This is a genomic window from Pantoea jilinensis (genome assembly GCF_019104105.1).
Classification (GTDB): Bacteria; Pseudomonadota; Gammaproteobacteria; order Enterobacterales; family Enterobacteriaceae; genus Pantoea; species Pantoea eucalypti.
The window spans coordinates 3,068,002-3,092,035 of sequence record NZ_CP077746.1; the positions used below are offsets into that span (position 1 = coordinate 3,068,002).

27 protein-coding genes and 1 other RNA gene are annotated in these 24,034 nt (G+C 53.9%); 14 read left to right on the plus strand and 14 right to left on the minus strand.

Annotated features, from left to right (window positions below):
• Nucleotides 1–62: 62 nt before the first annotated feature.
• Both apt and KTJ90_RS14500 read right to left on the minus strand, forming a co-directional pair.
• Nucleotides 63–614: an adenine phosphoribosyltransferase gene (apt, locus tag KTJ90_RS14495; protein ID WP_182630043.1), complete on the minus strand. Its 552-nt coding sequence runs from the start codon at nt 612–614 to the stop codon at nt 63–65.
• Between the two features lie 144 nt (nt 615–758).
• A complete protein-coding gene (locus KTJ90_RS14500; protein ID WP_003850431.1) occupies nt 759–1,148 on the minus strand; it encodes a DUF454 family protein in 390 nt (129 codons plus the stop codon).
• A 57-nt stretch (nt 1,149–1,205) separates the two neighbouring features.
• Between KTJ90_RS14500 and priC the strand changes: the two genes are divergently transcribed.
• Genes priC through rsmS form a run of 3 tightly spaced genes read left to right on the plus strand, consistent with a single transcriptional unit; the run spans nt 1,206 to nt 2,200 of the window.
• Nucleotides 1,206–1,736 (plus strand): primosomal replication protein PriC, encoded by a 531-nt coding sequence (gene priC / locus KTJ90_RS14505; RefSeq protein ID WP_182630044.1) that lies wholly within the window; start codon nt 1,206–1,208, stop codon nt 1,734–1,736.
• Nucleotides 1,737–1,793: 57 nt separating this feature from the next.
• A complete protein-coding gene (locus KTJ90_RS14510) occupies nt 1,794–2,039 on the plus strand; it encodes a GlsB/YeaQ/YmgE family stress response membrane protein (RefSeq protein ID WP_008924913.1) in 246 nt (81 codons plus the stop codon).
• 8 nt (nt 2,040–2,047) lie between these two features.
• Nucleotides 2,048–2,200, plus strand: coding sequence for a pleiotropic regulatory protein RsmS (gene rsmS / locus KTJ90_RS14515; RefSeq protein WP_003850436.1), 153 nt, complete (start codon nt 2,048–2,050; stop codon nt 2,198–2,200).
• On the opposite strand, the gene acrR is transcribed toward rsmS, so the two are convergent.
• Nucleotides 2,197–2,835, minus strand: a complete 639-nt coding sequence (gene acrR / locus KTJ90_RS14520) for a TetR/AcrR family transcriptional regulator (protein ID WP_499025144.1) — start codon at nt 2,833–2,835, stop codon at nt 2,197–2,199. The two genes, rsmS and acrR, sit on opposite strands and share 4 nt — an antisense overlap.
• A 142-nt stretch (nt 2,836–2,977) precedes the next feature.
• Between acrR and KTJ90_RS14525 the strand changes: the two genes are divergently transcribed.
• The 4 genes from KTJ90_RS14525 (at nt 2,978) to ykgO (ending at nt 7,912) form a co-directional block, all read left to right on the plus strand.
• Nucleotides 2,978–4,174, plus strand: a complete 1,197-nt coding sequence (locus KTJ90_RS14525; RefSeq protein WP_078804162.1) for an efflux RND transporter periplasmic adaptor subunit — start codon at nt 2,978–2,980, stop codon at nt 4,172–4,174.
• Between the two features lie 16 nt (nt 4,175–4,190).
• The gene (locus KTJ90_RS14530; RefSeq protein ID WP_003850443.1) at nt 4,191–7,346 is read left to right on the plus strand and encodes a multidrug efflux RND transporter permease subunit AcrB; all 3,156 of its coding nucleotides are present in this window, start codon (nt 4,191–4,193) and stop codon (nt 7,344–7,346) included.
• Nucleotides 7,347–7,507: 161 nt separating this feature from the next.
• Nucleotides 7,508–7,768 carry a type B 50S ribosomal protein L31 gene (locus KTJ90_RS14535; protein WP_008924911.1) on the plus strand — a complete coding sequence of 87 codons (261 nt, stop codon included), beginning with the start codon at nt 7,508–7,510 and terminating at the stop codon, nt 7,766–7,768.
• 3 nt (nt 7,769–7,771) lie between these two features.
• Complete coding sequence (gene ykgO / locus KTJ90_RS14540) at nt 7,772–7,912, plus strand: type B 50S ribosomal protein L36 (protein ID WP_003850445.1); 141 nt, start codon at nt 7,772–7,774, stop codon at nt 7,910–7,912.
• A gap of 45 nt (nt 7,913–7,957) precedes the next feature.
• Here ykgO and KTJ90_RS14545 read toward each other — a convergent pair whose 3' ends face one another.
• The 3 genes from KTJ90_RS14545 to KTJ90_RS14555 are packed head-to-tail and all read right to left on the minus strand — an operon-like array spanning nt 7,958 to nt 10,356.
• Nucleotides 7,958–8,836 carry a metal ABC transporter substrate-binding protein gene (locus tag KTJ90_RS14545; RefSeq protein ID WP_003850447.1) on the minus strand — a complete coding sequence of 293 codons (879 nt, stop codon included), beginning with the start codon at nt 8,834–8,836 and terminating at the stop codon, nt 7,958–7,960.
• Nucleotides 8,837–8,851: 15 nt separating this feature from the next.
• Nucleotides 8,852–9,691, minus strand: a complete 840-nt coding sequence (locus tag KTJ90_RS14550; protein ID WP_003850449.1) for a metal ABC transporter permease — start codon at nt 9,689–9,691, stop codon at nt 8,852–8,854.
• On the minus strand, nt 9,688–10,356 hold the full coding sequence (locus KTJ90_RS14555; RefSeq protein WP_008924910.1) for a metal ABC transporter ATP-binding protein: 669 nt from the start codon (nt 10,354–10,356) through the stop codon (nt 9,688–9,690). The genes KTJ90_RS14550 and KTJ90_RS14555 overlap by 4 nt, the downstream gene beginning before the upstream one ends.
• Nucleotides 10,357–10,696: 340 nt before the next feature.
• On the opposite strand from KTJ90_RS14555, the gene KTJ90_RS14560 reads away from it, so the two are divergent.
• The 3 genes from KTJ90_RS14560 to hha all read left to right on the plus strand — a co-directional run bounded on the left by KTJ90_RS14560 (nt 10,697) and on the right by hha (nt 11,815).
• Nucleotides 10,697–11,050, plus strand: a complete 354-nt coding sequence (locus KTJ90_RS14560; protein WP_003850454.1) for a hypothetical protein — start codon at nt 10,697–10,699, stop codon at nt 11,048–11,050.
• A gap of 147 nt (nt 11,051–11,197) precedes the next feature.
• Nucleotides 11,198–11,575 (plus strand): Hha toxicity modulator TomB, encoded by a 378-nt coding sequence (tomB, locus tag KTJ90_RS14565; protein ID WP_003850455.1) that lies wholly within the window; start codon nt 11,198–11,200, stop codon nt 11,573–11,575.
• 24 nt (nt 11,576–11,599) lie between these two features.
• Nucleotides 11,600–11,815 carry a hemolysin expression-modulating protein Hha gene (gene hha / locus KTJ90_RS14570; RefSeq protein ID WP_003850458.1) on the plus strand — a complete coding sequence of 72 codons (216 nt, stop codon included), beginning with the start codon at nt 11,600–11,602 and terminating at the stop codon, nt 11,813–11,815.
• A 135-nt stretch (nt 11,816–11,950) separates the two neighbouring features.
• Here the strand turns inward: hha and ffs are convergent.
• Nucleotides 11,951–12,047, minus strand: an RNA gene (ffs, locus tag KTJ90_RS14575) — signal recognition particle sRNA small type.
• 187 nt (nt 12,048–12,234) lie between these two features.
• On the opposite strand from ffs, the gene KTJ90_RS14580 reads away from it, so the two are divergent.
• Nucleotides 12,235–12,552, plus strand: coding sequence for an MGMT family protein (locus KTJ90_RS14580; protein WP_003850460.1), 318 nt, complete (start codon nt 12,235–12,237; stop codon nt 12,550–12,552).
• Nucleotides 12,553–12,582: 30 nt separating this feature from the next.
• On the opposite strand, the gene KTJ90_RS14585 is transcribed toward KTJ90_RS14580, so the two are convergent.
• On the minus strand, nt 12,583–13,140 hold the full coding sequence (locus KTJ90_RS14585) for a YbaY family lipoprotein (protein WP_008924908.1): 558 nt from the start codon (nt 13,138–13,140) through the stop codon (nt 12,583–12,585).
• A 190-nt stretch (nt 13,141–13,330) separates the two neighbouring features.
• Here KTJ90_RS14585 and tesB point away from each other — a divergent pair, with 190 nt between their 5' ends.
• Nucleotides 13,331–14,194 (plus strand): acyl-CoA thioesterase II, encoded by an 864-nt coding sequence (gene tesB, locus KTJ90_RS14590; protein WP_003850463.1) that lies wholly within the window; start codon nt 13,331–13,333, stop codon nt 14,192–14,194.
• 49 nt (nt 14,195–14,243) lie between these two features.
• Here the strand turns inward: tesB and amtB are convergent, their stop codons facing one another.
• From amtB to KTJ90_RS14615, 5 genes are all read right to left on the minus strand, one after another.
• On the minus strand, nt 14,244–15,530 hold the full coding sequence (amtB, locus tag KTJ90_RS14595) for an ammonium transporter AmtB (RefSeq protein ID WP_003850465.1): 1,287 nt from the start codon (nt 15,528–15,530) through the stop codon (nt 14,244–14,246).
• A 34-nt stretch (nt 15,531–15,564) separates the two neighbouring features.
• Nucleotides 15,565–15,903, minus strand: coding sequence for a P-II family nitrogen regulator (gene glnK, locus KTJ90_RS14600; protein WP_003850469.1), 339 nt, complete (start codon nt 15,901–15,903; stop codon nt 15,565–15,567).
• A 257-nt stretch (nt 15,904–16,160) separates the two neighbouring features.
• On the minus strand, nt 16,161–17,936 hold the full coding sequence (locus KTJ90_RS14605; RefSeq protein ID WP_499025155.1) for a multidrug ABC transporter permease/ATP-binding protein: 1,776 nt from the start codon (nt 17,934–17,936) through the stop codon (nt 16,161–16,163).
• Complete coding sequence (locus KTJ90_RS14610; RefSeq protein ID WP_003850473.1) at nt 17,929–19,698, minus strand: SmdA family multidrug ABC transporter permease/ATP-binding protein; 1,770 nt, start codon at nt 19,696–19,698, stop codon at nt 17,929–17,931. The genes KTJ90_RS14605 and KTJ90_RS14610 overlap by 8 nt, the downstream gene beginning before the upstream one ends.
• Nucleotides 19,699–19,722: 24 nt before the next feature.
• Nucleotides 19,723–20,184, minus strand: a complete 462-nt coding sequence (locus KTJ90_RS14615; RefSeq protein ID WP_033742960.1) for an Lrp/AsnC family transcriptional regulator — start codon at nt 20,182–20,184, stop codon at nt 19,723–19,725.
• 116 nt (nt 20,185–20,300) lie between these two features.
• On the opposite strand from KTJ90_RS14615, the gene KTJ90_RS14620 reads away from it, so the two are divergent.
• Complete coding sequence (locus KTJ90_RS14620) at nt 20,301–21,335, plus strand: PLP-dependent cysteine synthase family protein (RefSeq protein ID WP_499025158.1); 1,035 nt, start codon at nt 20,301–20,303, stop codon at nt 21,333–21,335.
• A 34-nt stretch (nt 21,336–21,369) separates the two neighbouring features.
• On the opposite strand, the gene cof is transcribed toward KTJ90_RS14620, so the two are convergent.
• Complete coding sequence (gene cof, locus KTJ90_RS14625) at nt 21,370–22,191, minus strand: HMP-PP phosphatase (protein WP_337028070.1); 822 nt, start codon at nt 22,189–22,191, stop codon at nt 21,370–21,372.
• A 91-nt stretch (nt 22,192–22,282) separates the two neighbouring features.
• Between cof and KTJ90_RS14630 the strand changes: the two genes are divergently transcribed.
• Nucleotides 22,283–24,001 (plus strand): SgrR family transcriptional regulator, encoded by a 1,719-nt coding sequence (locus KTJ90_RS14630; protein WP_499025160.1) that lies wholly within the window; start codon nt 22,283–22,285, stop codon nt 23,999–24,001.
• Nucleotides 24,002–24,034 lie beyond the last annotated feature (33 nt).

A 24,034-nucleotide genomic window follows, 5' to 3' on the forward strand; every position in this document is an offset into this window, starting at 1 on the left:
ACTCGTTATCTTGACGCCAGAGGCGTGACGGCCTCGCCGGGTGGCAAGGCCGAAAGAGTGGCTTAGTGGCCGGGGAATTTGACCAGGCTGTAACTCTCAACGCCCAGGGCATTGAGACGCGATTCACCGGTCAGATCGAACAGGTTAATAATGAAAGCCGCGTCTTTCACTTCACCGCCTGCACGACGGATCAGTTTAACGGTCGCTTCAATGGTCCCACCGGTCGCCAGCAGGTCATCAACCACCAGCACCAGATCGCCCGGCTGGATGGCATCTTTGTGCAATTCCAGCTGATCGGTGCCATATTCCAGCTCATAAGCTTCACTGTAAACCTCACGCGGCAGTTTGCCGGGCTTACGCACCGGAACAAAACCGACATTGAGGCCTAATGCCACCGGGGCACCAAACAGGAAACCGCGCGCTTCCGTACCCACCACTTTAGTGATGCCTTTATTACGGTAACGCTCAACCAGCAGCGCAATCGACGCGGCATAGGCTTTGGGATCTTCCAGCAGGCTGGTGACATCGCGGAACAGGATGCCTGGCTTAGGATAATCGGGAATACTTTTAATGCTGTTTTTAATGAATTCAAGCTGCTGCGCAGTGTCGGTCATAATGATACGCCTGGTAAGAAATTCTGTTTCGCGCAGCTTCAAAAGCGCTAATACCTGGTAAAAGGCTCAGCGGAAGTCAATTCACAAAGGGAAGCCACGCACGAAGACGCCCAAATCTAAGCAAATGACCGGCTAAATGCAACTTTATCGCGGCGACTTGGGTGCGTCCGCTGCTTCTGCCACCACCGGAATACGCCACATAAACAGCAGCAGCGCCGCCAGCATGATCAGCAACATGATGCGTACCCAGAGCTGATGCACCAGGAAAAGCGAAAGACTAAATGTTGCGACTATCAGGCAGATAGCACGGACTTTGGCGCCCGGCGGCATTGCGCGATGCTGTTGCCAGTGGCGCAGATAGCGGCCAAATGGCGATTTCCACAGCAGCCAGTGATGGAAGCGTGGCGATGACCGCGCAAAACACCAGGCCGCAAGCAGCATGAATGGCGTGGTAGGTAATAAAGGTAATACAATGCCCAGCGTCCCCAGCACAATCGCCAGCCAGCCGAGGGTTAATAACAGAATGCGTTGCATGAATCCCGCCCAGCTCTTTCCTCATCCGACTACGTTAGCACAACCGGACGTCACGCGATGAGTGCGATCGCTTTGCAACAGCGCCTGCAACAGCTTCTGATCGACCTGCGTCAGGAGATTGCGCGTCATCCGGATGGTGAGTGCCGTATGCCACGCTTTGACTCGCAGCTTTTTCGCACCAAAGGCACGCGGCTGGCAGATTACCTGCTGGAAGTGGAACAGAATTTCGCCCGACTGTGCGACAGCGTTAACGATCTGGCGCGCAGTGCCTGGCTGGCTGAACACCTGGTGGATCAGATTGCTGCCCTGCAACGCGAGGCGAGTACCCAAAAGCTGCGTACCCAACGTGAACAGCCGGTTAAGAACCCACGCGCCTCAAAATATCAGGAGTACCGTGAATTTGAACGGCGCTTACTGGCGATGATCGATCAGCGTGAACAGCGGCTGGCACTGGCCGAAACGCTGGCGGTCCAGCGTCAGCTGAAGCAGGATCTGGAAACACTAGAGGGAAGACTGGCGCGCTGTCGTCAGGCGATTCGCTCTGTCGAATGGGGCGCTTCCCTGCGCGGCGGTGAGCACAGCGAATAAAGCGCAGCGTGAGAAAAGCGCTTCTATACTGAGTGCAATTCTGCCTGGAGACGAACCATGGGTTTACTGAGCTGGCTAATTTGCGGGCTACTGCTGGGCCTGTTAAAGCGTCTGCTGATACCGGGTCGGCCCGGTGGCCTGATGGCGACCCTGACGCTGTCGATGATCGGCGCACTGATCGGCGGCTATATCGCCGCCTATTTTGAACTGGGCTCGCTGGCAACGCTGCATGCTGGCGCCCTGGGCATAGCGATTGTCGGCGCGTTACTGATGCTGCTGGTCGCGGCCCGATTACGTATTTAGGAGACAAGATGTCACTGGAAAACGCCCCTGACGACGTCAAACTGGCTGTTGATCTGATTCAGCTACTGGAAGAGCATCAATTGCCGGTTGAGACCGTGCTCTCCGCGCTGGCTATGGTGCAGCGCGATTTCGAGAACAAGCGCGATAGCCAGCCGACCTAACAGGACGCCGCCAGCGTCGGACTGAGGCGCAGCATATCGATAAAGGCGTTGGTCAGAACGGGTGCGTCTGCGGCTAAATCAAAACTGTCCGGCGAAAACAGCCAGCTTTCCATCATACCGTTGACGTAACCGCGCATAATCAGGGCAGCCTGACGCGTGCTGAGAGTGCCCGGAAGTTGTCCGGCGTCAATGCACTGGCGCAGGACATCTTCAATTTTATCGTAGCATTCCAGCAGTAAGCTTTGTTGCATATTCTTCAGTGCTGACATTTCGCCCACAAACTCGCATTTATGGAAAATGATCTCCATCAACGCGCGTCGCTGTGGATCCTTTGCAGTCGCTTCAAAGATATAGACCAGCATTGCGCGCAACACAGAGAGTGGATCGCCAGGGTATTTTGTCTGATACTCAAGTTCCACATCGTCCAGACCCGCATCACAACGAAGCCATATTTCGTGTAATACATCGGCTTTGTTTTTGAAATGCCAGTAGATTGCCCCGCGCGTAACGCTGGCTGCGGTGGCGATATCTGCCAGTGAGGTTGCTGAGACGCCCTGCTGCGAAAAGAGAACAATAGCGGCATCAAGAATTTGATGCCGTGTTTCAAGTGCTTGCGCTTTGGTTTTTCGTGCCATAGTGGGCTTTTTTTACAAACAGGTAAGTTTACATACATTTGTGAATGTATGTACCATAGCATGACCTGCGCCTTGCCACAGCAATGGGTTTTTCAGTTTGTGATCCATTGACCAATTGATACCGGACACTAGAGGTTTATTTATGAATAAAATCAGAGGATTATCGCCTCTGGCGGCCGCCCTGATGCTATCAGGCAGCTTTTTGTTAACAGGATGTGACAACAATAAATCCGAACAAGCCGCCCAGCAGCAACCGCCAGCCGTAGGTGTTGTTACACTGAAAACGGAACCCCTTAAGATTTCAACTGAATTACCAGGCCGCACCTCGGCATACCGTGTGGCTGAAGTCCGTCCGCAGGTGTCCGGTATTATTCTGAAGCGTAACTTTATTGAAGGAAGCGACGTTAAAGCAGGTCAGTCTCTCTATCAGATCGATCCGGCTACCTATCAGGCAGCCTATGACAGCGCCAAAGGTGATTTAACGCAGGCGCAGGCTAACGCACATATCGCTCAGCTGACCGTCAAACGTTATAAACCTCTGCTCGGCACCAAATATATCAGTCAGCAGGATTATGACACCGCTGTTGCTACAGCCGCGCAAAACGAGGCTGCAGTTCAGGTAGCAAAAGCCAATGTCGAAACGGCCCGCATTAATCTGGCTTACACCAAAGTCACCTCGCCTATCAGTGGCCGCATCGGTAAATCGTCGGTAACGGAAGGTGCGCTGGTACAAAGCGCACAAACCACCGCACTGGCCACCGTGCAGCAACTTGATCCCATGTATGTCGACGTCACCCAGTCGAGCGAAGATTTTATGCGCTTACGTTCAGAACTGGAGTCGGGTCAGCTGAAGCAGAGCGAGGGCAAAGCCAACGTGACACTGCTGATGCAGAACGGCAGCAGCTATCCACAGCCTGGTACGCTGGAGTTCTCTGACGTCACCGTTGATGAAACCACCGGTTCTATCACCCTGCGCGCCATTGTCCCGAACCCGAACCATACCCTGTTACCGGGCATGTTTGTTCGTGCGCGTCTGGATGAAGGCACCAATCCTGATGCATTGCTGGTTCCGCAACAGGCGGTAACCCGTACCCCAACGGGTCAGGCAACGGTCATGGTCGTAGGTGCAGATAACAAAGTTGAAGCGCGTCAGGTCACCACCTCTCAGGCGATTGGCGACAAATGGTTAGTCACTGACGGTGTTAAAGCGGGTGAACGTGTGATCAGCACCGGTCTGCAGCGTGCCAAGCCGGGCGCACAGGTGACCCCACAAGAAGTCTCAGACGATGCGAAAGCGGCACCCGATTCAAAGCCGCAGTCTGACAAGTCACCGTCATAACAGGAGCCGTTGATTCATGGCTAAGTTCTTTATCGATCGACCCATCTTTGCGTGGGTGCTTGCCATCATCATCATGCTGGTCGGTGCGCTGTCGATTCTCAAACTTCCGATCGAGCAATATCCCAATGTTGCCCCGCCGGCGATTGAGATTCAGGCCACCTACCCTGGTGCGGATGCTAAAACGCTGCAGGACTCGGTGACCCAGGTTATCGAACAAAACATGAACGGTATCGATGGACTGATGTATATGTCCTCGAGCAGCGACTCGTCCGGTACGCTGACCCTGACCATCTCCTTTGAGTCGGGTACAGATGCAGATATCGCGCAGGTTCAGGTGCAGAACAAACTGCAGCTGGCGACGCCGCTGCTGCCGCAGGAAGTGCAGCAACAGGGGATTCAGGTTAAGAAATCGTCCAGTAGCTTCCTGATGGTTGCGGGCTTCATCAGCGACGATGACAACATGACGCAGAATGACATTTCTGACTTTATTTCGTCATCAATCAAAGATCCGATCAGCCGTACCAAAGGCGTGGGTGATACCCAGGTATTTGGTGCGCAGTACGCGATGCGTATCTGGATGGATCCGCACAAGCTGAACAACTACAACCTGACGCCGGTTGATGTGATCAGTGCGCTGAACACTCAGAACACCCAGGTCGCTGCCGGTCAGTTAGGTGGTACGCCGCCGGTGCCAGGACAGCAGCTCAACGCCTCAATCATTGCGCAAACCCGTCTGACCTCAACGGATGAGTTCGGCAAAATCCTGCTCAAAGTGAACGAAGATGGTTCTCAGGTTCGTCTGCGTGATGTGGCAAGGATTGAACTCGGTGCAGAAAACTACGAAATCGTTGCCCGTTATAATGGCAAGCCTGCGTCCGGTATCGGTATCAAGCTGGCCACCGGTGCGAATGCGCTGGATACCGCCAATGCGGTGAAAGAAGAACTGGCCAAATTGCAGCCGACCTTCCCGGCCGGATTGAAAGTGGTCTATCCGTATGACACCACACCTTTCGTTAAGATCTCGATTTTCGAAGTGGTGAAAACGCTGATCGAAGCGATTGTGCTGGTGTTCCTGGTGATGTATCTGTTTCTGCAGAACTTCCGCGCCACGCTCATTCCAACTATCGCTGTGCCCGTGGTACTGCTGGGTACGTTTGCCGTTATCAACGCGTTTGGTTATTCGATAAACACCCTGACGATGTTCGGGATGGTGCTGGCCATCGGCTTGCTGGTGGATGACGCCATCGTGGTGGTTGAGAACGTTGAGCGCGTGATGGCGGAAGAAGGATTACCGCCAAAAGAAGCAACGAAGCGTTCAATGGAGCAGATTCAGGGCGCACTTGTCGGTATCGCGCTGGTACTGGCCGCTGTATTTATTCCGATGGCGTTCTTTGGTGGCTCGACCGGCGTTATCTATCGCCAGTTCTCCATTACTATCGTTTCGGCGATGGCGCTATCGGTGCTGGTCGCCTTTATTCTGACGCCGGCACTCTGTGCCACCATGCTGAAACCGATCAAAAAAGGCGATCACGGGAAAACCACCGGTTTCTTCGGCTGGTTCAACCGTATATTCGACAAAAGCACCAGTCACTATGTGGATGGTGTCGGCCACATGGTTCGCAGTACGGGTCGCTACATGCTGATCTATCTGGTCATCGTGGTCGGAATGGCGTTTCTGTTTATGCGACTGCCCTCTTCATTCTTACCGGAAGAGGATCAGGGTCTGCTGCTGGCTCAGGCGCAGCTGCCTGCGGGCGCAACGCAGGAGCGTACTCAGAAAGTGCTTGATCAGGTGACGGACTACTTCCTGACGCAGGAGAAAGACACGGTTAAATCGGTGTTCACCGTTAACGGCTTCGGCTTTGCTGGTCGTGGACAGAATACCGGTATCGCCTTCGTCAGTCTCAAGCCGTGGGATGAGCGTACCGGCGCAGACATGAAAGTTCCGGCGATTGCTGGCCGCGCCATGAAGGCGCTGGGCGCAATCAAAGATGCGATGGTCATTCCGTTCAACCTGCCCGCTATCATTGAACTGGGTAACGCGACTGGCTTCGATTTTGAGCTCATCGATCAGAATAACCTGGGTCACGATAAGCTGACGGAAGCGCGTAATCAGCTGTTTGGTATGATTGCACAGCATCCTGATACGCTGGTTGGCGTGCGCCCGAACGGTATGGAAGATACACCGCAGTACAAGCTGACCATCGATCAGGAAAAAGCGCAGGCACTGGGCGTATCACTCAGTGATATCAACACTACGCTGGCGGCTTCCTGGGGTGGCTCTTACGTGAACGACTTCATTGACCGCGGTCGTGTGAAAAAAGTTTACGTGATGGGTAAAGCGGACTCTCGCATGTTGCCGGACGACATTGGTAAATGGTTCGTGCGCAACAGCAGTGGAACCATGGTGCCCTTCTCTGCCTTCTCGTCAGCGAAATGGCAGTATGGTTCACCGCGCCTTGAGCGTTACAACGGCCTGCCTGCGATGGAAATCCTGGGACAGGCAGCTCCCGGTAAAAGTTCGGGTGCGGCAATGGATCTGATGGAAGAGCTGGCGGCGAAACTGCCTGCCGGTATCGGCTATGACTGGACTGGCATGTCCTATCAGGAACGCTTGTCCGGTAATCAGGCTCCTGCGCTCTATGCTATCTCGCTGATTGTGGTCTTCCTGTGTCTCGCCGCACTGTACGAGAGCTGGTCGATTCCCTTCTCGGTTATGCTGGTTGTCCCGCTCGGGGTCATTGGTGCACTGCTCTTTACCACTCTGCGTGGCTTAAGTAATGACGTCTACTTTGTTGTCGGGTTACTGACCACCATCGGCCTCTCGACCAAGAACGCCATCCTTATTGTCGAATTTGCTAAAGATTTGATGGATAAAGAGGGCAAAGGGCTGATTGAAGCTGCGCTGGAAGCGTGTCGTATGCGTCTGCGTCCTATCCTGATGACGTCACTGGCGTTTATTCTCGGGGTACTGCCGCTGGCGATCAGTACCGGTGCTGGCTCCGGTTCGCAGAACGCGGTAGGTACAGGCGTAATCGGTGGTATGGTTACCGCGACCATCCTGGCAATCTTCTTTGTGCCGGTGTTCTTTGTGGTAGTACGCCGCCGCTTTGGCAAGAAAAAAGAAGAATCAGCGAACAGTCATCCGGTTGAACATAACCAGACTCACTAAGCTGTAAATCATCTGAGGCCGCGCAAGCGGCCTTTTTTATGCCTGCGATTCCACCCTCCTTCTCTCCTGCCACTTCACCTGAACCAGCGCTACGACAGTTGCAATCTCAAAAGGTGCGGCGCATAATAATGTTATATTATAACATTACATAGGCGTGCATTATGAAAGCGAATATTCATCCTCACTATCGTCACGTGGTCTTCCATGACACATCCGCGGATGTGTGGTTCAAAATCGGATCCACCATTAAAACCGATCGCACAGTTGAGTTCGAAGGCGAAACACTGCCCTACGTCACTCTGGACGTGTCATCCGCCTCGCATGTTTTCTACACCGGCAAACAGAAAGATTTTGCTAAAGAAGGCAGCACCGCACGCTTTAACCAGCGTTTCGGTTCTTTCCTGGCCGCAAAGAAGAGGTAACTCATGAAGGTATTAAGCTCTCTGCGCTCCGCCAAAAATCGCCATCGGGATTGCAAAGTGGTGCGCAGGAAAGGACGTGTTTACGTCATCTGTAAAACAAATCCACGCTTTAAGGCTGTACAGGGAAGGAAGAAGAAACGCTAGTTTGTGTCGTGATGACTGGCCGGGCTCGCCCGGCCTTTTTTATGCCTATTGCATACTCTTCAGCATCGCATTCACGTTATGTTTAAAGGCCGCCTGATAAGTCGCCGCCGGGCCAGAAGCCGTGGATAACGCTTCCGGATAGAGCTCACCACCTGGCTCAGCACCGGTCGCGCTGGCTATCTGTTTCACTAACCGCGGGTCCGTCTGATTCTCGATGAAATAGCGGTTAATGTGCTGCTGTTTGAGCTGGTTGATTAAGCTCCCCACGTTGCTGGCACTCGCTTCTGCTTCAGTAGAGAATCCGACGGGTGCCAGAAACGTTACGCCATATCGCTGTCCAAAGTAACCAAACGCATCGTGACTGGTCAGCACTTTACGTTTGTCGACTGGAATAGCATCAAAGGCCGTTTTTGCCCAGCTATCCAGCGCCTGCAGTTGCTGTATGTAATTCTGCCCACGCTTGCGGATTGCTGGTGCATCTTCAGGGTCGGCTTTGACCAGCGCATTCATCACGTTGGTCGCGTAGATAACGCCGTTCTGCATGCTGTTCCAGGCGTGTGGATCGGTCACCGTTTTGCCCTCCTCCTCCATGCTGCGGGTAGTCACACCCGTTGAAGCGACCACGGGCTGCCCGCGATATCCCGACGCGCTGACCAGGCGATCCATCCACCCTTCCAGCCCCAGTCCGCTGACAAACACCAGATCGGCCTTCGCCAATGCCTGGCTGTCCTGTGGCGTAGGTTCAAACGTATGGGGATCGCCATTCGGTCCCACCAGACTTTTTACGTTGACATGATCGCCGCCGACCTGTTTGACGATATCTGCCAGCACAGTAAAACTGGCCACGACATCCACCGTTTTTGCCATTGCAAATGGCGTGGCAAACAGCGCAGCGAGCGCCAGGCTAACCGGTAATTTTTTCATAGATACCCCTTAAGATTAATGGCGGCGCAAAATCCCGCCGCATGGCCCTGCAAGAATGGAGAAAAAAAACAGCATGGCGGCGCTCAGCACCACAGCGGGACCGGCCGGTAATGAAAAGTGCCAGGAGAGCATCAGGCCAGCCAGGGCTGAAAGCATTGCCATGAAAATGGCGATAGCCAGCATCGCGGCAAGATGGCGACTCCAGAAACGGGCGCTGGCAGCGGGCAGCATCATTAATCCCACCGACATCAGCGTGCCCAGCACCTGAAAGCCCGCCACCAGATTCAGCACCACCAGCATTAAAAACAGACCATGCACCAGCGGTGCACTCCATTTTCCCTGCGCCCGCAGGAAGTCACTGTCAAAGGCATCGATGACCAGCGGACGATAAATGATCGCCAGCATAATCAGCGTAAAGGCGGCGATGCCGCCAACCAGCAACAGTGCAGCGTTGTCCACCGCCAGCAGCGAGCCAAACAGCACGTGCAGCAGATCCACGCTTGAGCCGCGCAGTGAGACCAGCGTGACGCCCAGCGCCAGCGAACCGAGATAAAACCCGGCAAAACTGGCATCCTCTTTTAAGGGCGTGTATCGACTCACCGCGCCCGAGAGCAGCGCCACGGCTAAACCTGCGATCAGGCCGCCGATACCCATCGCGACCAGTGACAGTCCGGAGATCAGATAGCCAATAGCCGCACCCGGCAACACGGCATGTGATAATGCATCGCCAATCAGACTCATACGGCGCAGCGAAAGAAATACGCCGAGTGGCGTGGCACTGATAGCCAGCGCGACGCAGGCAACCAGTGCGCGCCGCATAAACCCAAACTCAATAAAAGGCTGTATCAACGTCACGGCGCATAACTCCGCAGAGGGGGATCAGGGAGCCAGGTGCAACTGACCTCCGTATCATCCATCGACATCACATTACTGAAGTAGCGAGCGACCAGTGGACGGTCGTGCAGCACCACCAGCAGCGTTGTTCCAGCCTGCTGTTGCTGTTCCAGTATCGACATCAGTAATGTTACCGTCTGACTATCAATGCCGTTAAAAGGCTCATCCAGTAGCCAGAGCTGGCTGCGCTGCAACATCAGTCGCGCAAACAAGACGCGCTGAAGCTGTCCGCCCGATAAGGTCGCGGGCTGCGCATCTGCATAATCACGCATCTGAACCGCCTCCAGCGCCTGCCAGATTTCCCGACGCAGTTCCCGGTTGATGCCGCCGAACCAGCCGCAGCGAGGCCAGCAGCCAATTGAAACCAGTTCAAATACCGTCAGGGGAAAGCGCGTCTCCAGTTCAGTACGCTGTGGCATCCAGCCAATAGCCCGCCGCGAAACCTGCAGCTCGCAGCGCCCCGCTATTGGTGGCAGCAAGCCCGCGATGGTTTTTAACAGTGTTGATTTGCCGCTACCATTCGCGCCGACCAGGGCTGTCATCGAGCCAGCGCTGAGCTGACCATTGATGGCGGGGGTAACAGCCTGTCCCTGATAGCCCGCGCGAAGTGCGTTGAACCGGATCATGCGCTGATCCCCCATTTTATCGCCACAGCAAGCAGCGCAATGAACAGCAGTGCGATAGCCAGTCGCCCACCTAATGACATAAGTAATCCACTCTGACGCATCACTTCACCAATATGTTATAACATAACAATAATATATCGGATATTGTTGTTGCACCTATGCGCGAATGTGTATCAAAAGATAAATAACACCAGGTGTCACTGGCAGTCGCAGACATGCGATGCAGCCTGCTCACACCACTGGCGCAGGTTAACAATTAACGGTTTTGTGCTCTGCTGGCTTGCAAACTGGTTGCAGAAATCCAATGATAGGTTTATTAACGGTTATAAGCGGACCAGATATGTTGTCACGAATTGAATGTGATATTGCTGTAGGCGAATCAGACTGCACAAAATTAGCGGAGATTGTTCAGCGGAATATTCTCAAAATAACAGATTTGCTGGTAGGGGATTTACGCTGGTATTCGCAGAATGCGCAGTTAGTTCCTGGCAGTTTAAAAATTATTTGTGTTGAATATCAGGATCTGGATAGTTTTAAATTACTTTACGATTTTGACTGGAATTTATTTAGTCCTTGTCAGGATTTAAATGAAACAGTAACGCAATCGGAGCAGGTGAAGTTTCGCATTGTGCCCGGTGCACTTGAGTTTGATGCGATTGACAATGCACAACCCTCCCCCAGCGATGAATTGTAATATTTAGTAATGGAGGTGAGCAGAACTAATGGTTTTACACTATCTTTAAGATATCCCGTTTAATAACTGCCCGAATAATCGCTTCCCGGCGGCGTTATCGTGACTCGCTGCCCTGCGGCAACTGTGCTAGCTATGGAGGGGAAAAAGATGGACGAATACTCACCGAAACGGCATGATATTGCCCAGCTTAAATACCTATGTGAAAGCCTGTTTGACGACAGCATGGCAACATTAACCGACAGCCATCATGGCTGGGTAAATGATCCCACTTCTGAAAGCAATCTGCAGCTTAACGATTTGATTGAGCACATCGCCTCTTTCACCATGAATTACAAAATTAAGCACGTTGAAGATGAAGCGCTGATTTCGCAAATCGATGAATATCTTGATGATACCTTTATGTTATTCAGCAACTATGGTGTCAATAGTCCGGATCTTCAACGGTGGCAACGTTCAGCTAAACGCTTATTTAATCTGTTCACTGAAGAGTGCGCTTTTCTCCAGCAACCGAGCCATTCATTATAGTACAGACATGAGAACGGTTTATTTATGAACAAAACCCTGACTAAAACTGATTATTTGATGCGACTACGGCGTTGCCGTTCACTGGATACCCTGGAAAGGGTCATTGAAAAAAATAAGTATGAATTACCTGAAGATGAGTTAGCGGTATTTTACTCGGCAGCTGACCATCGTCTGGCAGAACTGACGATGAACAAGCTTTACGATAAAGTCCCGGGTTCAGTCTGGAAATTTGTCCGCTAGTTTTATTGATTAGTACTTAGCTTTACACTTTTTAGTACCGGATATTCCTGCCTGCCGTCAAACCAATCGGCCAGGCGGGTTTTGCCTGTCTGCAGTTTCTATGAAGGGATATTGCGAGGGAGAAAGTGGTGGGGGCCCTGCCAGCTACATCCCGGCACACGCGTCACCTGCTACGGCTGCTTCCTTCCGGATCTGACCGAGTTCACAAGCTAGCATTGCGGGAGAACCAACAGGGCCCCCATTGACAAGCCCTCTTTACGAGAGCGGGGGCATTATCTGGGAAGGAGGGTGCAATTGCAAGCGTAGTCGGGACAACCGTTGTTTTCTTGAACAACCGCCGCTATAACGCTTTCACTGCTTTCTCCCCATGCTAAAGTTAAGACCCTATTCCTGATGAAATAAGCAGATGAAATAAACACATGGATCAGCCTGACACCTTCCAGCAACGCATCTGGCAAATTGTTGCCGCTATTCCGTATGGCCATGTCACTACCTATGGCGATGTGGCGCTGCTGGCAGGTTCTCCGCGGGCGGCACGTCAGGTCGGCGGCGTGCTCAGTCGGTTACCTGAAGGCACTACCCTTCCCTGGCATCGCGTCGTCAATCGTCACGGTAAAATTTCACTGCAGGGCGACCGTCTGTTCAGACAGCGCGATGCACTGGAAGCCGAAGGCATAGAGGTAAGTGATGAGGGACAGCTTGATATCGGAACGTATCGCTGGGATTTCAGGCAGTAAAAGGGGCGACAAGGTCGCCCCGAAAAGTGATTAAATATGGGTTGGTGCAGGAACAGCTGCAGACGGCGTCACCTGAGTCGGTGAGGTCGAAGGAACGGTGGTCGCTGCCCCCGGCTGGGTTGGCATCGCCATTGATGGCACGGGTACCAGCAGCAGTTCAGCTTTAGTGCCACCCTGGTTGATCACCGGCTTCACGCCTTCAGTGACAAAAGCCAGCTTGCCGTCGATTGAGATCGCTGCGCTTAACAGAATGCGCGCATTAGGCTGGATGTCGGCCGGGTTAAACGGCAGCACGAACTGGAACGGTGCCTGTTTACCTTCAGTACGCACCACGCGTTGCGACAGCACTTTTGATGGTGCATCGGATACAGAGGCATCAGACAGGGTTACCGTTAACACCGCATCCGGCGGCAGCGCAATGCGCTGGCGGATAAATACAGAGCCACTTACGTTAGGCTGCGCAATTGCCGCGGTCTGGCCTGCAACCGCAGAACCCAGAGTGGGGGTCGGAACGGGTTTACTCTTATCGGCGCATCCCGCAACAGCAAGCGCCATAATTACACCACTACACACATGCCTGAGTTTCATTGATGTCGTCTCCATTTGATCAAAATGATTGTCGGCAGCGAATCCTGCTTACAGCGTTTCACTCGCCGTATGTCCTTAATGTTGGCACAAAAATGAAATTTTGCCTGGCTCAGCTAAAGCGGAAAGTCTGATTGACGTTAACTGGTCCGATCTTTCACACTGAGCAGGTCACTTTATTGAGGAATGCGCCATGAGTCAGGCACTGCAAAATCTGCTGAATCTGTTAAATCTGGAAAAACTCGAAGAGGGTTTATATCGCGGCCAGAGCGAAGATCTGGGTCTGCGCCAGGTTTTTGGCGGTCAGGTGGTCGGTCAGGCGCTTTATGCCGCTAAGCAAACCGTTCCGCCAGATCGCGTTATCCACTCTTTCCACAGCTACTTTTTGCGGCCCGGCGATAGCCAGAAAGCGATTATCTATGATGTTGAAACGCTGCGTGATGGCAAAAGTTTCAGTGCCCGGCGGGTAAGTGCCATTCAGAATGGACAGCCGATTTTTTACATGACCGCATCGTTTCAGTCGCCGGAAAGCGGATTTGAACATCAAAATCCGATGCCTGAAGTCGTCGGGCCTGAAAACCTGTTAACTGAACAGGCGATGGCGCAGAAAATGGCACATCTTCTGCCAGAAAAGCTACGCGAGAAATTCATTGCTGAACGTCCGCTGGAGATCCGTCCGGTACAGATTCACAACCCGTTGCGGGGACATGTGGCTAAGCCTGAGCGCCAGGTCTGGATCCGTGCCACTGGCCCACTACCTGACGACTTACGTATTCATCAGTACCTGCTCGGCTATGCTTCCGATCTCAATTTCCTGCCGGTCGCGCTTCAGCCGCACGGCAAAGGCTTTTTAGAACCGGACATGCAGGTCGCCACGATCGACCATTCCATGTGGTTCCATCGCCCGTTCGACTTCACTGAATGGCTGCTCTACAGCGTAGTCAGTACCTCGGCTTCTGGCGCACGCGGTTTTGTCCGGGGTGAGTTTTACAATCAGCAAGGTGTGCTGGTGGCGTCGACGGTTCAGGAAGGCGTGATGCGTCAGCGCAGCGAATAAAAAAAGGGGCGATTTCTCGCCCCCGATTAATCTTTTCCGTACTGACACATTACTGGTTGTAAGCGTTCTCGCCGTGGCTGTTTACATCCAGACCTTCACGCTCATGCTCTTCCGGTACACGCAGACCAACAATCAGGTCAGCCAGCTTGAAGCCGATAAAGGCGACAACACCCGACCAGACGATAGTCAGGCCGACGCTGAACAGCTGCACCCAGACCTGATGGCCCATGGTAACGCCCTGTGCATAGCCCACGCCGCCCAGTGAAGAGGAAGCAAACACGCCAGTCAGAATACAGCCTACAATTCCGCAGACGCCGTGTACGCCGAACACATCGCAGGGATCATCCACACGCAGCCATTTCTTCAGGGTGGTCACACCCCACAATCCTGCCAGGCCGCCAACCAGACCGATGATCAAGGATCCGCCCACGCCAACGTAACCACAGGCTGGGGTAATCGCTACCAGACCGGCAATAAAGCCTGAACAGGCACCCAGTAGAGAAGGCTTACCACGTACCGCCCACTCGCCAAAGGTCCATGCCAGGACTGCGCCCGCGGTTGCGACGACGGTGTTCAGGAAGGCCAATGCCGCGATTTCATTTGCTGCAGACGCAGAACCGGCGTTGAAGCCGAACCAGCCAACATAAAGAATCGCGGTGCCGGTGAAGACCATTGGCAGGTTGTGTGGCTTAAAGGCCTCTTTACCAAAGCCAGCACGTTTGCCTACCAGATAAGCGCCCACCAGACCTGCTACTGCGGCGTTAATATGCACTACTGTACCGCCAGCAAAGTCCAGCGCACCATCCTGAGCCAGGAAACCGCCCGCCCACACCATGTGCGCGATTGGTAAATAGGAGAGCGTCAGCCAGACACCGACAAAAATCAGTACTGCAGAGAAGCGGATACGTTCAGCTATCGCACCGACAATCAGGCCCACGGTGATACAGGCAAATGAGGCCTGGAAAGCGACGTGGATATACTGATAGAAACTGCCCATTACGGCGGTAAGTTGAATGTTTTTCAGCATGGCCCAGCCAAAGCCACCAAAGAAAGCATTGCCTTCACTGAACGCCAGGGAGTAGCCGTAGACCACCCACAATACGCAAACCAGCGAGAAGGTCACCGCGACCTGGGTCAGCATCGACAGAACGTTTTTGCCGCGAATCAGACCACCGTAAAACAGCGCGATACCTGGAATTGACATAAACAGCACCAGCGCGGTGCAAATCATCATAAATGCGTTATCAGCCTTGTCCGCAACGGCAGGCGCAGCCATCGCGAGTGAGGGTAACAGTGCCAGGCTGGTGAGGCCCAACTTAGCTAACATTTTATTCATTTTTATTCCATCCCATCACAGTACTGAGTCTTGATTACAGAGCGGCTTCGTCGGTCTCGCCGGTACGAATACGGATGACGCGCTGCAGTTCAGCCACGAAAATCTTACCGTCGCCAATTTTGCCGGTGTAAGCCGCTTTACTGATGACATCCACCACTTCGTCCAGCTGATCATCGGCAATCGCGATATCAATTTTGACTTTTGGCAGGAAATTTACGCTGTATTCTGCGCCACGATAAAGCTCTGCATGGCCTTTCTGACGGCCAAACCCCTTCACTTCGGAGACGGTCAGTCCCTGAATGCCGATAGAGGATAAAGCTTCACGTACATCCTCCAGCTTGAATGGCTTAATTACGACGGTGACCAGCTTCATTGGATCCCCTCCAGCGAGTAAATTGGTAACGTTTATGGACACGAAGAGATATAAGCAAAGCCTGTGCCAGAGTGTAAAACTGACATTAATCAGTGAGTCAGGCGAGACGCGGCAAGGCATGGTTTTAACCGTAGCGGAAACCTGAAGCCTGGATGAAGGGGAATACTGCCAGGGACTGCACTCCTTTGGTGCTTAAGGCGTCAAAGGAGTGCATTTGTACAGATTATTCTGATAAACATGCTCAAAAAAGGTGCAGCTCAACCTTCAGATGTTACAGGCACGCCCGACGCCAGATTTTCACCTGCCTGTTGTAGCTGATACATCTGCCAGTAGCGTCCCTGCATCGCCAGCAGTTGCTGATGGGTACCCTGCTCCACCACACGACCGCGATGCAGCACCAGAATCTTGTCCGCTTCCACAATCGTTGATAGTCGGTGCGCAATCACCACCAGCGTACTGTGCTGACGAAGCGTCGCAAGTGTCTGCTGAATCGCCTGTTCGGTACCGGAGTCGATATTGGCTGTTGCCTCGTCGAGGATAAGTATCTGCGGCAGATCAACCAGTACCCGGGCCAGCGCCAGCAGCTGCTTCTGTCCGACCGACAAATTATTGCCCTGCTCGCCCAGCCGGGTATGAATTCCCTCTGGTAAAGCCTGCGCCAGTGGCGCCAGCTGTACCTGCTGGAGCACCTGCCAGACAGCCTCTTCGCTGATGTCGCGGCCCAGCCGGACATTGGCCAGCAGCGTATCGGCCAGGACGACCGGATCCTGCTGCACCATCGCGATACCGTGTCGCAGCACGGCATGACTCAGGTCACCAATAGGCCGGTCATCAATCCGGATTTCGCCGCGCGTCACCGGGTAGTAGCCCATCAGCAAATTAGCCAGAGTACTCTTGCCGCTGCCGGTATGGCCCACCAGTGCCACGAATTCACGCGGTGCGACGTCAAGATTGATATCACTGAGTACATCGCGGTTTTCACGGTAGGCAAAACTGAGATTGTTCAGGGTGATACGACCTGAAGCCAGTGGATGCGGGTCGATGCCATATTGCTGCTGCGTAGCATCCATCAGCTCGAAAATACGCTCACCAGAAACCACCGCCTGTTGCAGCATCGATTGCTGCGTGGTCAGCTCAATCAGCGGCTCATTCAGGCGGCCCAGGTAAGTAATAAAGGCATACAACACCCCGACTTCAAACACGCCAGGCACCGAGAAGCTGAACAGGATCAGCAACCCACACAGTACCATCGCTGAAAACAGGCTCAACAGAGGGCGCAGCAGAAAGCCATCAAGACGCAGCGTCTCCATTCGCGCCAGATAGTGGGAGCGACTCGCTTCGCCCATACGCTCACCAAATCGCGCCTGCTGGCGAAACTGCTGAATCACGCTCATGCCGCTGATCACTTCGTTAAAGCCGTTGTTAATGTCTGCCAGATAACTACGAACCCGTCGGGCAATCGGCGTGCTGTAGCGCTGATAGATAAACATGACTATCAGTACCAGCGGGAAGATCATCATCGCCACCAGTGCCATGCGCCAGTCAAGGCTGAACATCGCTACCATCATGGCGCCAACGAGTGCAGCACTGCGCAGTACAGTGGAGACCACCGTGACGTAGAGATCACGGATGACTTCGGTGTCGTTCGTCACACGCGAAATGATTTGACCGACCGGCTGGGTATCAAAGGCGCTCAGCGGCTGACAGAGTGCTGCATTCATCACGTCACAGCGCAACTGCTGGACCACACCAATTGCGGCACGGTTGAATAACAGCGCCTGCCAGTAGTGCAGCCCGGCGGCCAGTAACTGAAGCAGAATAAAACTCACCACCAGTCCGGCAACGATACCCCAGGGCATCTGATGCTTCGCCACCAGGTTATCAATAAAATAGCTGACCAGCACCGGGCCGGTCACTTCCGCTGCGGCAGCAATCCAGAGCATGCCAACCGCCAGCGACAGAGATTTGCGCCATGGCTTGCCGTAGCTCAGCAGACGCTTCAGGGTTGGCCACAAGCGTGCAGACTTAGCCATGCGGCACTCCTTTCTCATTTTCATCATCATCCAGTGCCGCTTCGAGTTGCTGATACCGGTACATATCACGATACCAGCCAGCACTGCTGGCCAGCGCATCGTGATCGCCTCGCTGCATCACGCTGCCCTGTTGCAGCACCAGAATTTCACTGGCTTCTGTCAGCGCTGACAGGCGGTGTGCGCTGATAATCAGTGTTTTGCCCTGCCCCCAGATGCGCAGGTTATGCAGGATTTCGTGTTCGGTACGTCCATCCACTGCAGAAAGTGCGTCGTCCAGAATCAGGATTTCGGCATTCAGCAGGAGTGCCCTGGCAATTGAAAGACGCTGCTTCTGTCCACCGGACAGCATGACGCCGCGCTCCCCGACTTCCGTTTCATAACCCTGCGGCAGACGCAGGATATCGTCATGAACACAGGCCAGCATAGCTGCACGTTCTATCTCCAGCTGGGTTGCGCCCGGTTTCCCCAATGCAATATTGTTCGCCACACTGTCTGAGAACAGGAACGGTGTCTGGCTGACTACGGCCAGACGGCTGCGCCAGCTGTCCAGCCGTAACTGCGGCAGCGGGATCTGATGGTAGCGGATGTCACCCTGCTGAATATCAAAGTGACGCTGAATCAGGCTGAGCAGTGTGCTTTTGCCACTGCCGGTTGGCCCGCACAGTCCCAGCATTTCACCGGGTTTCAACTGGAAGATGATATCGCTTAGCACCGGACCTGTGCTGGCCGGATAGTGAAAGGCGCGAATAGCGACCTGCAGCATGCCGGGTTGAGGGGGTAAAGATTTATCGCCATCTTCCACCGCCGGCGCTTCTGCCAGCAGCGCACCGATGCGGCTCCAGGCGGCGCTGCCGCGTTCGACAATATTAAACATCCACGCCAGCGCCAGCATTGGCCAAATCATCAGGCCGAGATACATCACAAAACTGGTGAGCTGTCCCAGCGTCATCTGATCATGCCATACCATCCAGCTGCCGCCGCCAATCGCCAGCAGGTTTGAGAAACCGATCGCGATGTAGATTGTGGGATCGAAACGGGCATCGACCCGCGCGACGCGCAGGTTTTTTTCCCCGGTATCACGGGCGATGTCGGAAAATTGCTGCGACTGATGCTGTTCCAGACCAAAGGCTTTGATCATCCGGATGCTGGTCAGGCTCTCCTGCGTCTGATCGTTGAGGCTGGAGAAGGCCGCCTGTGCCAGCTTAAAGCGGTGGTGCAACTGATTACCGTAACGATGGATCACGATAGCCATAATCGGCATCGGCACCAGCGCCAGCAGCGTCAGTTGCCAGCTGATCTGAGTACTCATCACCAGCAACACCACACATCCCATCACCAGCGAATCGACCAGCGTCAGTACCCCTTCTCCGGCCGCAAACACCACGCGGTCCACGTCGTTGGTGGCGCGCGCGATCAGGTCGCCGGTGCGGTGACGCAGGTAAAATGCCGGTTGCTGACGACTCAACTGGCGATAAAAATCTTCGCGCAGTTCAACCGCCAGCTGGTAGGAGGCACCAAACAACAGGACGCGCCAGACATAGCGCAGCAGATAGACCACGATTGCCGTTGCCAGCATGATCCCAATCCACATCATGATGCGGCTGGAACTCATGTTGTCACGTGTTACACCATCGACAATCACGCCGACTACATGCGGCGGCAGCAACTGCAGAATAGCAATAACAATAAGCAGGATGACCGCGCCCAGATAGCGCCGCCACTCCCGCAGGAAATACCAACTTAACTGACTGAATAATCGCACAACGCTGCTCTCAATCTCAGGCCCTCAGAGGGCGACAGGTAAAGCCGTGGTGTATTTAATCTCTTCCATGGCGAAGCTGGATGTCACATCAATCAGGCCGGGCACCCCATTGACTACTCGCTTGTAAAAAGCATCATAGCTTTTCATATCGGCCACCTGAATGCGCAGCAGGTAATCATACTCCCCTGCCATGCGGTAAAAGGCCATGACCTCCGGCATGCTACTCACCACGGAGACAAAAGTCTGATACCAGTCGCGGCTGTGCTGCTGGGTTTTCACAAACATAAATGCCGTCAGTGACAGTCCGATTTTATCACCATCCAGCAACGCTACCCGAGCGCGAATAATGCCATCATCTTCCAGTTTTTTCAGGCGCTTCCAGCAGGGTGTGGTGGTAAGGTTGACGGCATCCGCCAATGCCTGCAGTGACAGGGTACAGTCCTGCTGCAGTAGCGCGAGCAATTTGAGGTCAGTTTTATCTAACATTCGGGGCTCCGAGAGAATCATTTTCTCCATTACCGCGATTTTAGCGGTAATTTTGCAATCTCTTTTTCCTGCACGTGCCATAAAATAGTCTCATTATTTTTTATCGGACGCCTGAGATGCACACTTGCTGGATTCGTCACGCTATCAACGAAATTAATGCTGACTTTCAACGATCGGCAGAGACCCACTTGATCCGGTTCGATCTGGCGGATTTTCCCGGCATCTGGTTCTATCTGAAAGATGAGAGCACCCATCCCAGTGGCAGTCTTAAACATCGGCTGGCACGATCTCTTTTTCTTTACGGCCTTTCTAATGGCTGGATTAAACAGGATACGCCGATTATAGAAGCCTCGTCAGGCAGCACTGCCGTTTCTGAGGCGTACTTCGCAAGGCTGCTGGGCCTGCCGTTTATTGCAGTGATGCCCGCCAGTACAGCGAAGCGTAAAATTGAGCAGATCGCGTTTTATGGCGGACAGTGCCATTTTGTCGAGGATCCCTGCCAGCTTTACGCAGAGTCTGAACGGCTGGCGCGGCAGCTGAATGGCCATTTTATGGATCAGTTTACTTACGCTGAACGCGCGACAGACTGGCGTGGCAATAACAACATTGCAGAGAGCATCTTTCGTCAGATGCAGCACGAGCCCTATCCCATTCCCCATACTGTCATCATGAGTGCAGGCACCGGCGGCACTTCAGCGACCCTGGGCCGCTATATTCGTTACCAGGGACTGGAAACGAAAATGCTGGTAGTGGATCCGCAGCATTCTGTCTTTTTCGACTACTGGAGGCAGCGTGATGCCACTCTGACCAGCACGCGCGGCAGCATGATCGAGGGGATTGGCCGTCCACGGGTAGAACCCTCGTTTATGCCTGACGTGATCGATGAAATGATAAAAGTGCCGGATGGTGCGACGCTGGCCGCCATGCTGAAACTGGAAAAGATTCTGGGACGCAAACCTGGCGCCTCTACCGGCACTAATTTCTGGGGCATGATGCAGGTGGCGAAACGCTTACGGGCGGCAAATCAGCAAGGGGCGCTGGTGACACTGCTTTGCGACAGTGGCGAACGTTATCCCGATAGCTACTATCAGCCAGAGTGGGTAGCAAAACATATTGGCGATATCACGCCGTGGCAGCGCGAGCTGAAATAAAAAACCGGACATCCTGTCCGGTGCACGGCAATCCTCAGCATTCGGGGGAATACGCGAGGTCAGGTGTAGCCAGCCAGTGATTTAAATAGTGAGACACTGCCTGTGTCTCGCAATGCCCTAATACGGGTAAATGCGGAAGTGCGGCTTTCAATTGCGCCATCGCATTGCCCATGATGAAGCCCTGCCCGACCTGCGCCAGCATCTCGCGATCGTTCATCGCATCACCAAACGCCATACATTCCGCCATTGTCAGCGACAGGTGATCACATAACAGCGCCAGCGCGCTGCCTTTGTTGCAGTGAGCGGGCAAGACCTCCAGCGTGTCCACCCCAGAGAAGCAGATCGTAGCCTGCTCGCCCAATGCGGCATCCAGCGAGATCTTTAGCCGACACAGATTCTGATGCTGATCAATAAAGCAGATTTTTGTCACCTGATGCGCAGGCAGCTTTTTAAGATCGCACAGTTGATAACCGAATCCGCTCATCTGATGGGCCACCAGCAGCTCCGGAGCAGGTCGATCGGTAAACCACCCCTGATCGTTGAAAATATGGATTGTCGCGGTGGTATCCCAGTGGCGGTGGATGACCTCTTCAGCGACGGCAGGAGGCAGATCACGTGCGAAGATAAGATTGCCAGACCGATCGTGTACGCGGGTGCCATTACCGGTGATCAGCCATGCGGGAAGTGTCATTTTTTCCCGCAGGATCTGCATTTCCTGCAGATGGCGGCCCGTTGCCAGCGCGAGATTAACACCACGCAGATGCAATGCCTGCAAACTCTCCAGAGTCTGCTGCCCCAACTGATGATTCGGCAGCAACAATGTGCCATCCATATCGAACGCGGCTAAACGCACCATGATTCCCCTCCTGCTGAAAGATGGCTTTACTATTGCCTGTAAATTGCGGAACTAATAGTGAATACTTAAAAAAAACTGTTCCGGGTTTAGCATGCGCCAACTTAATCGCCTTAATCAGTTTCAACGTCTGTGGCAGCAGAGTCTGGGCGCCGCTCAGCAGACCTGCGTGGCAGAGATGGCGCGCCACTGCATCTGCAGCGAACGCCATCTGCGAACGTTGCTGTCACAGTGGCAGCACGCAGGCTGGCTTCGCTGGCATGGCGAGCCAGGCCGTGGCAAGCAGGGGAAATTAACGTTTCTGCAAACGCCTGAACAATTACGACAGCAGTTGCTGCAACGCCAGCTTGATGCCGGAGAGGCGGCGGAGGCTTTGCAGTTGCTGGATCTGGCACCGGAAAGGCTGATCAATATGCTGCGGCCACTCATGGGTGGTCAGTGGCAGAACGATACGCCGGTTCTGCGTATTCCCTACTATCGCCCGATGGAAAGCACTGAGCCGCGCCAGATTGCCGGACGGGCTGAACAGCATCTGGTGCGCCAGATCTACTCAGGACTGACCCGGTTTGAACAGGATGAGCCGGTGGGCGATTTGGCACACCACTGGCAACATGATGAGGCATCATGTAGCTGGTTATTCTGGTTACGGCCTCAGCTAATGTGGCACAACGACGAGCCAGTGCAGGCCGCACAACTGGTGACGCAATTCCGTCAGCTATTGCACGATACCCGCGTGCGTGTATTGCTGGCTGATGTGATTAGCGTGGATGCCCCCCATCCGCTTGCGCTGCGGTTTATCCTGCGACGCCCTGACTTCTGGCTGCCTCATCGCCTTGCCCATCTGTTATGCCTGTTGCCCCATCCTGATGATGCTGTCATTGGCAGCGGCCCATGGAAACTGGCGCACTTTAGTCCTGAACTGGTCAGGATTGAAAGTCATTCCCGCTGGCATCTGCAGCGGCCGCTGTTGCAAGCCGTTGAGTACTGGATTACGCCTCAGTTGTTTGATCCTGCTCTCGGCAGTAGCTGTCGTCATCCGGTGCAAATTGCCATAGGGGATGCCAATGAGCTCAGGACGTTACAACCGGTGAGCAGCAGCATCAGTCTGGGCTTCTGTTATCTGGTCTGCCGACCACGAGCCGGATTTACGCGCGATCAGGCACGTACGCTTTTTCAGCTAATTCAGCAAAGCGGCATCGTCAGCCGGTTGCCACTGGATGAAGGATTAATCACGCCCAGCAGCGAACTGTTACCTGGCTGGGATGTGCCGCGGATTAATCGTGTCTCGGTCCCCTTGCCGGCGACACTGACGCTGCATTATCAGTTACCGGTTGAATTACACCAGATGTCACAGGCGCTGGTTGCCCTGTTAAAACGGCACGGTTGCAGCCTGAACGTAGTGTTTCACCCGGTAAAAAACTGGCACCGCATTGAGCAACTCGATGAAGCAGATATCGTGATGGGTGACAGGCTGATTGGCGATGCGCCGGTCTTTACATTGGCCAACTGGTTGCAGAGCGATCCGCTATGGCGGCCGCTGTGGGTCACACCAGAGGGCGAAGACGTCCAGGCGCAACTGCTGGCTATTCAGCAGATCGCGGACAGCAACATTCGTACTCACACGCTTCACCAGCTTTATCATCAGCTGATGATGAAGGGCATTCTGCTGCCGCTGTTCAATTATCGCTACCAAATCCACGCACCGCCTGGCGTTGAAGGCATTGAGCTCAACACCCTGGGCTGGTTCGATTTCAGTCGCGCCTGGATTCCACCGCCCATTGATCCGCCTTGCAGCTGTTCAGCAGCGGACTGAGGCATTACCATAAGCGCAAAATTAATGACCAGG

Coding starts and splice junctions, on each gene's coding strand:
- KTJ90_RS14560 (WP_003850454.1), top strand. CDS start 10,697: ATGTTGTCACGAATTGAATGTGATATTGCTGTAGGCGAATCAGACTGC.
- KTJ90_RS14605 (WP_499025155.1), bottom strand. CDS start 17,936: ATGGCTAAGTCTGCACGCTTGTGGCCAACCCTGAAGCGTCTGCTGAGC.
- KTJ90_RS14580 (WP_003850460.1), top strand. CDS start 12,235: ATGGATCAGCCTGACACCTTCCAGCAACGCATCTGGCAAATTGTTGCC.
- KTJ90_RS14535 (WP_008924911.1), top strand. CDS start 7,508: ATGAAAGCGAATATTCATCCTCACTATCGTCACGTGGTCTTCCATGAC.
- tesB (WP_003850463.1), top strand. CDS start 13,331: ATGAGTCAGGCACTGCAAAATCTGCTGAATCTGTTAAATCTGGAAAAA.
- acrR (WP_499025144.1), bottom strand. CDS start 2,835: ATGGCACGAAAAACCAAAGCGCAAGCACTTGAAACACGGCATCAAATT.
- apt (WP_182630043.1), bottom strand. CDS start 614: ATGACCGACACTGCGCAGCAGCTTGAATTCATTAAAAACAGCATTAAA.
- KTJ90_RS14500 (WP_003850431.1), bottom strand. CDS start 1,148: ATGCAACGCATTCTGTTATTAACCCTCGGCTGGCTGGCGATTGTGCTG.
- KTJ90_RS14620 (WP_499025158.1), top strand. CDS start 20,301: ATGCACACTTGCTGGATTCGTCACGCTATCAACGAAATTAATGCTGAC.
- hha (WP_003850458.1), top strand. CDS start 11,600: ATGAACAAAACCCTGACTAAAACTGATTATTTGATGCGACTACGGCGT.
- tomB (WP_003850455.1), top strand. CDS start 11,198: ATGGACGAATACTCACCGAAACGGCATGATATTGCCCAGCTTAAATAC.
- ykgO (WP_003850445.1), top strand. CDS start 7,772: ATGAAGGTATTAAGCTCTCTGCGCTCCGCCAAAAATCGCCATCGGGAT.
- KTJ90_RS14545 (WP_003850447.1), bottom strand. CDS start 8,836: ATGAAAAAATTACCGGTTAGCCTGGCGCTCGCTGCGCTGTTTGCCACG.
- KTJ90_RS14615 (WP_033742960.1), bottom strand. CDS start 20,184: ATGTTAGATAAAACTGACCTCAAATTGCTCGCGCTACTGCAGCAGGAC.
- priC (WP_182630044.1), top strand. CDS start 1,206: ATGAGTGCGATCGCTTTGCAACAGCGCCTGCAACAGCTTCTGATCGAC.
- KTJ90_RS14630 (WP_499025160.1), top strand. CDS start 22,283: ATGCGCCAACTTAATCGCCTTAATCAGTTTCAACGTCTGTGGCAGCAG.
- amtB (WP_003850465.1), bottom strand. CDS start 15,530: ATGAATAAAATGTTAGCTAAGTTGGGCCTCACCAGCCTGGCACTGTTA.
- KTJ90_RS14530 (WP_003850443.1), top strand. CDS start 4,191: ATGGCTAAGTTCTTTATCGATCGACCCATCTTTGCGTGGGTGCTTGCC.
- KTJ90_RS14525 (WP_078804162.1), top strand. CDS start 2,978: ATGAATAAAATCAGAGGATTATCGCCTCTGGCGGCCGCCCTGATGCTA.
- KTJ90_RS14510 (WP_008924913.1), top strand. CDS start 1,794: ATGGGTTTACTGAGCTGGCTAATTTGCGGGCTACTGCTGGGCCTGTTA.
- KTJ90_RS14555 (WP_008924910.1), bottom strand. CDS start 10,356: ATGATCCGGTTCAACGCACTTCGCGCGGGCTATCAGGGACAGGCTGTT.
- KTJ90_RS14585 (WP_008924908.1), bottom strand. CDS start 13,140: ATGAAACTCAGGCATGTGTGTAGTGGTGTAATTATGGCGCTTGCTGTT.
- cof (WP_337028070.1), bottom strand. CDS start 22,191: ATGGTGCGTTTAGCCGCGTTCGATATGGATGGCACATTGTTGCTGCCG.
- glnK (WP_003850469.1), bottom strand. CDS start 15,903: ATGAAGCTGGTCACCGTCGTAATTAAGCCATTCAAGCTGGAGGATGTA.
- rsmS (WP_003850436.1), top strand. CDS start 2,048: ATGTCACTGGAAAACGCCCCTGACGACGTCAAACTGGCTGTTGATCTG.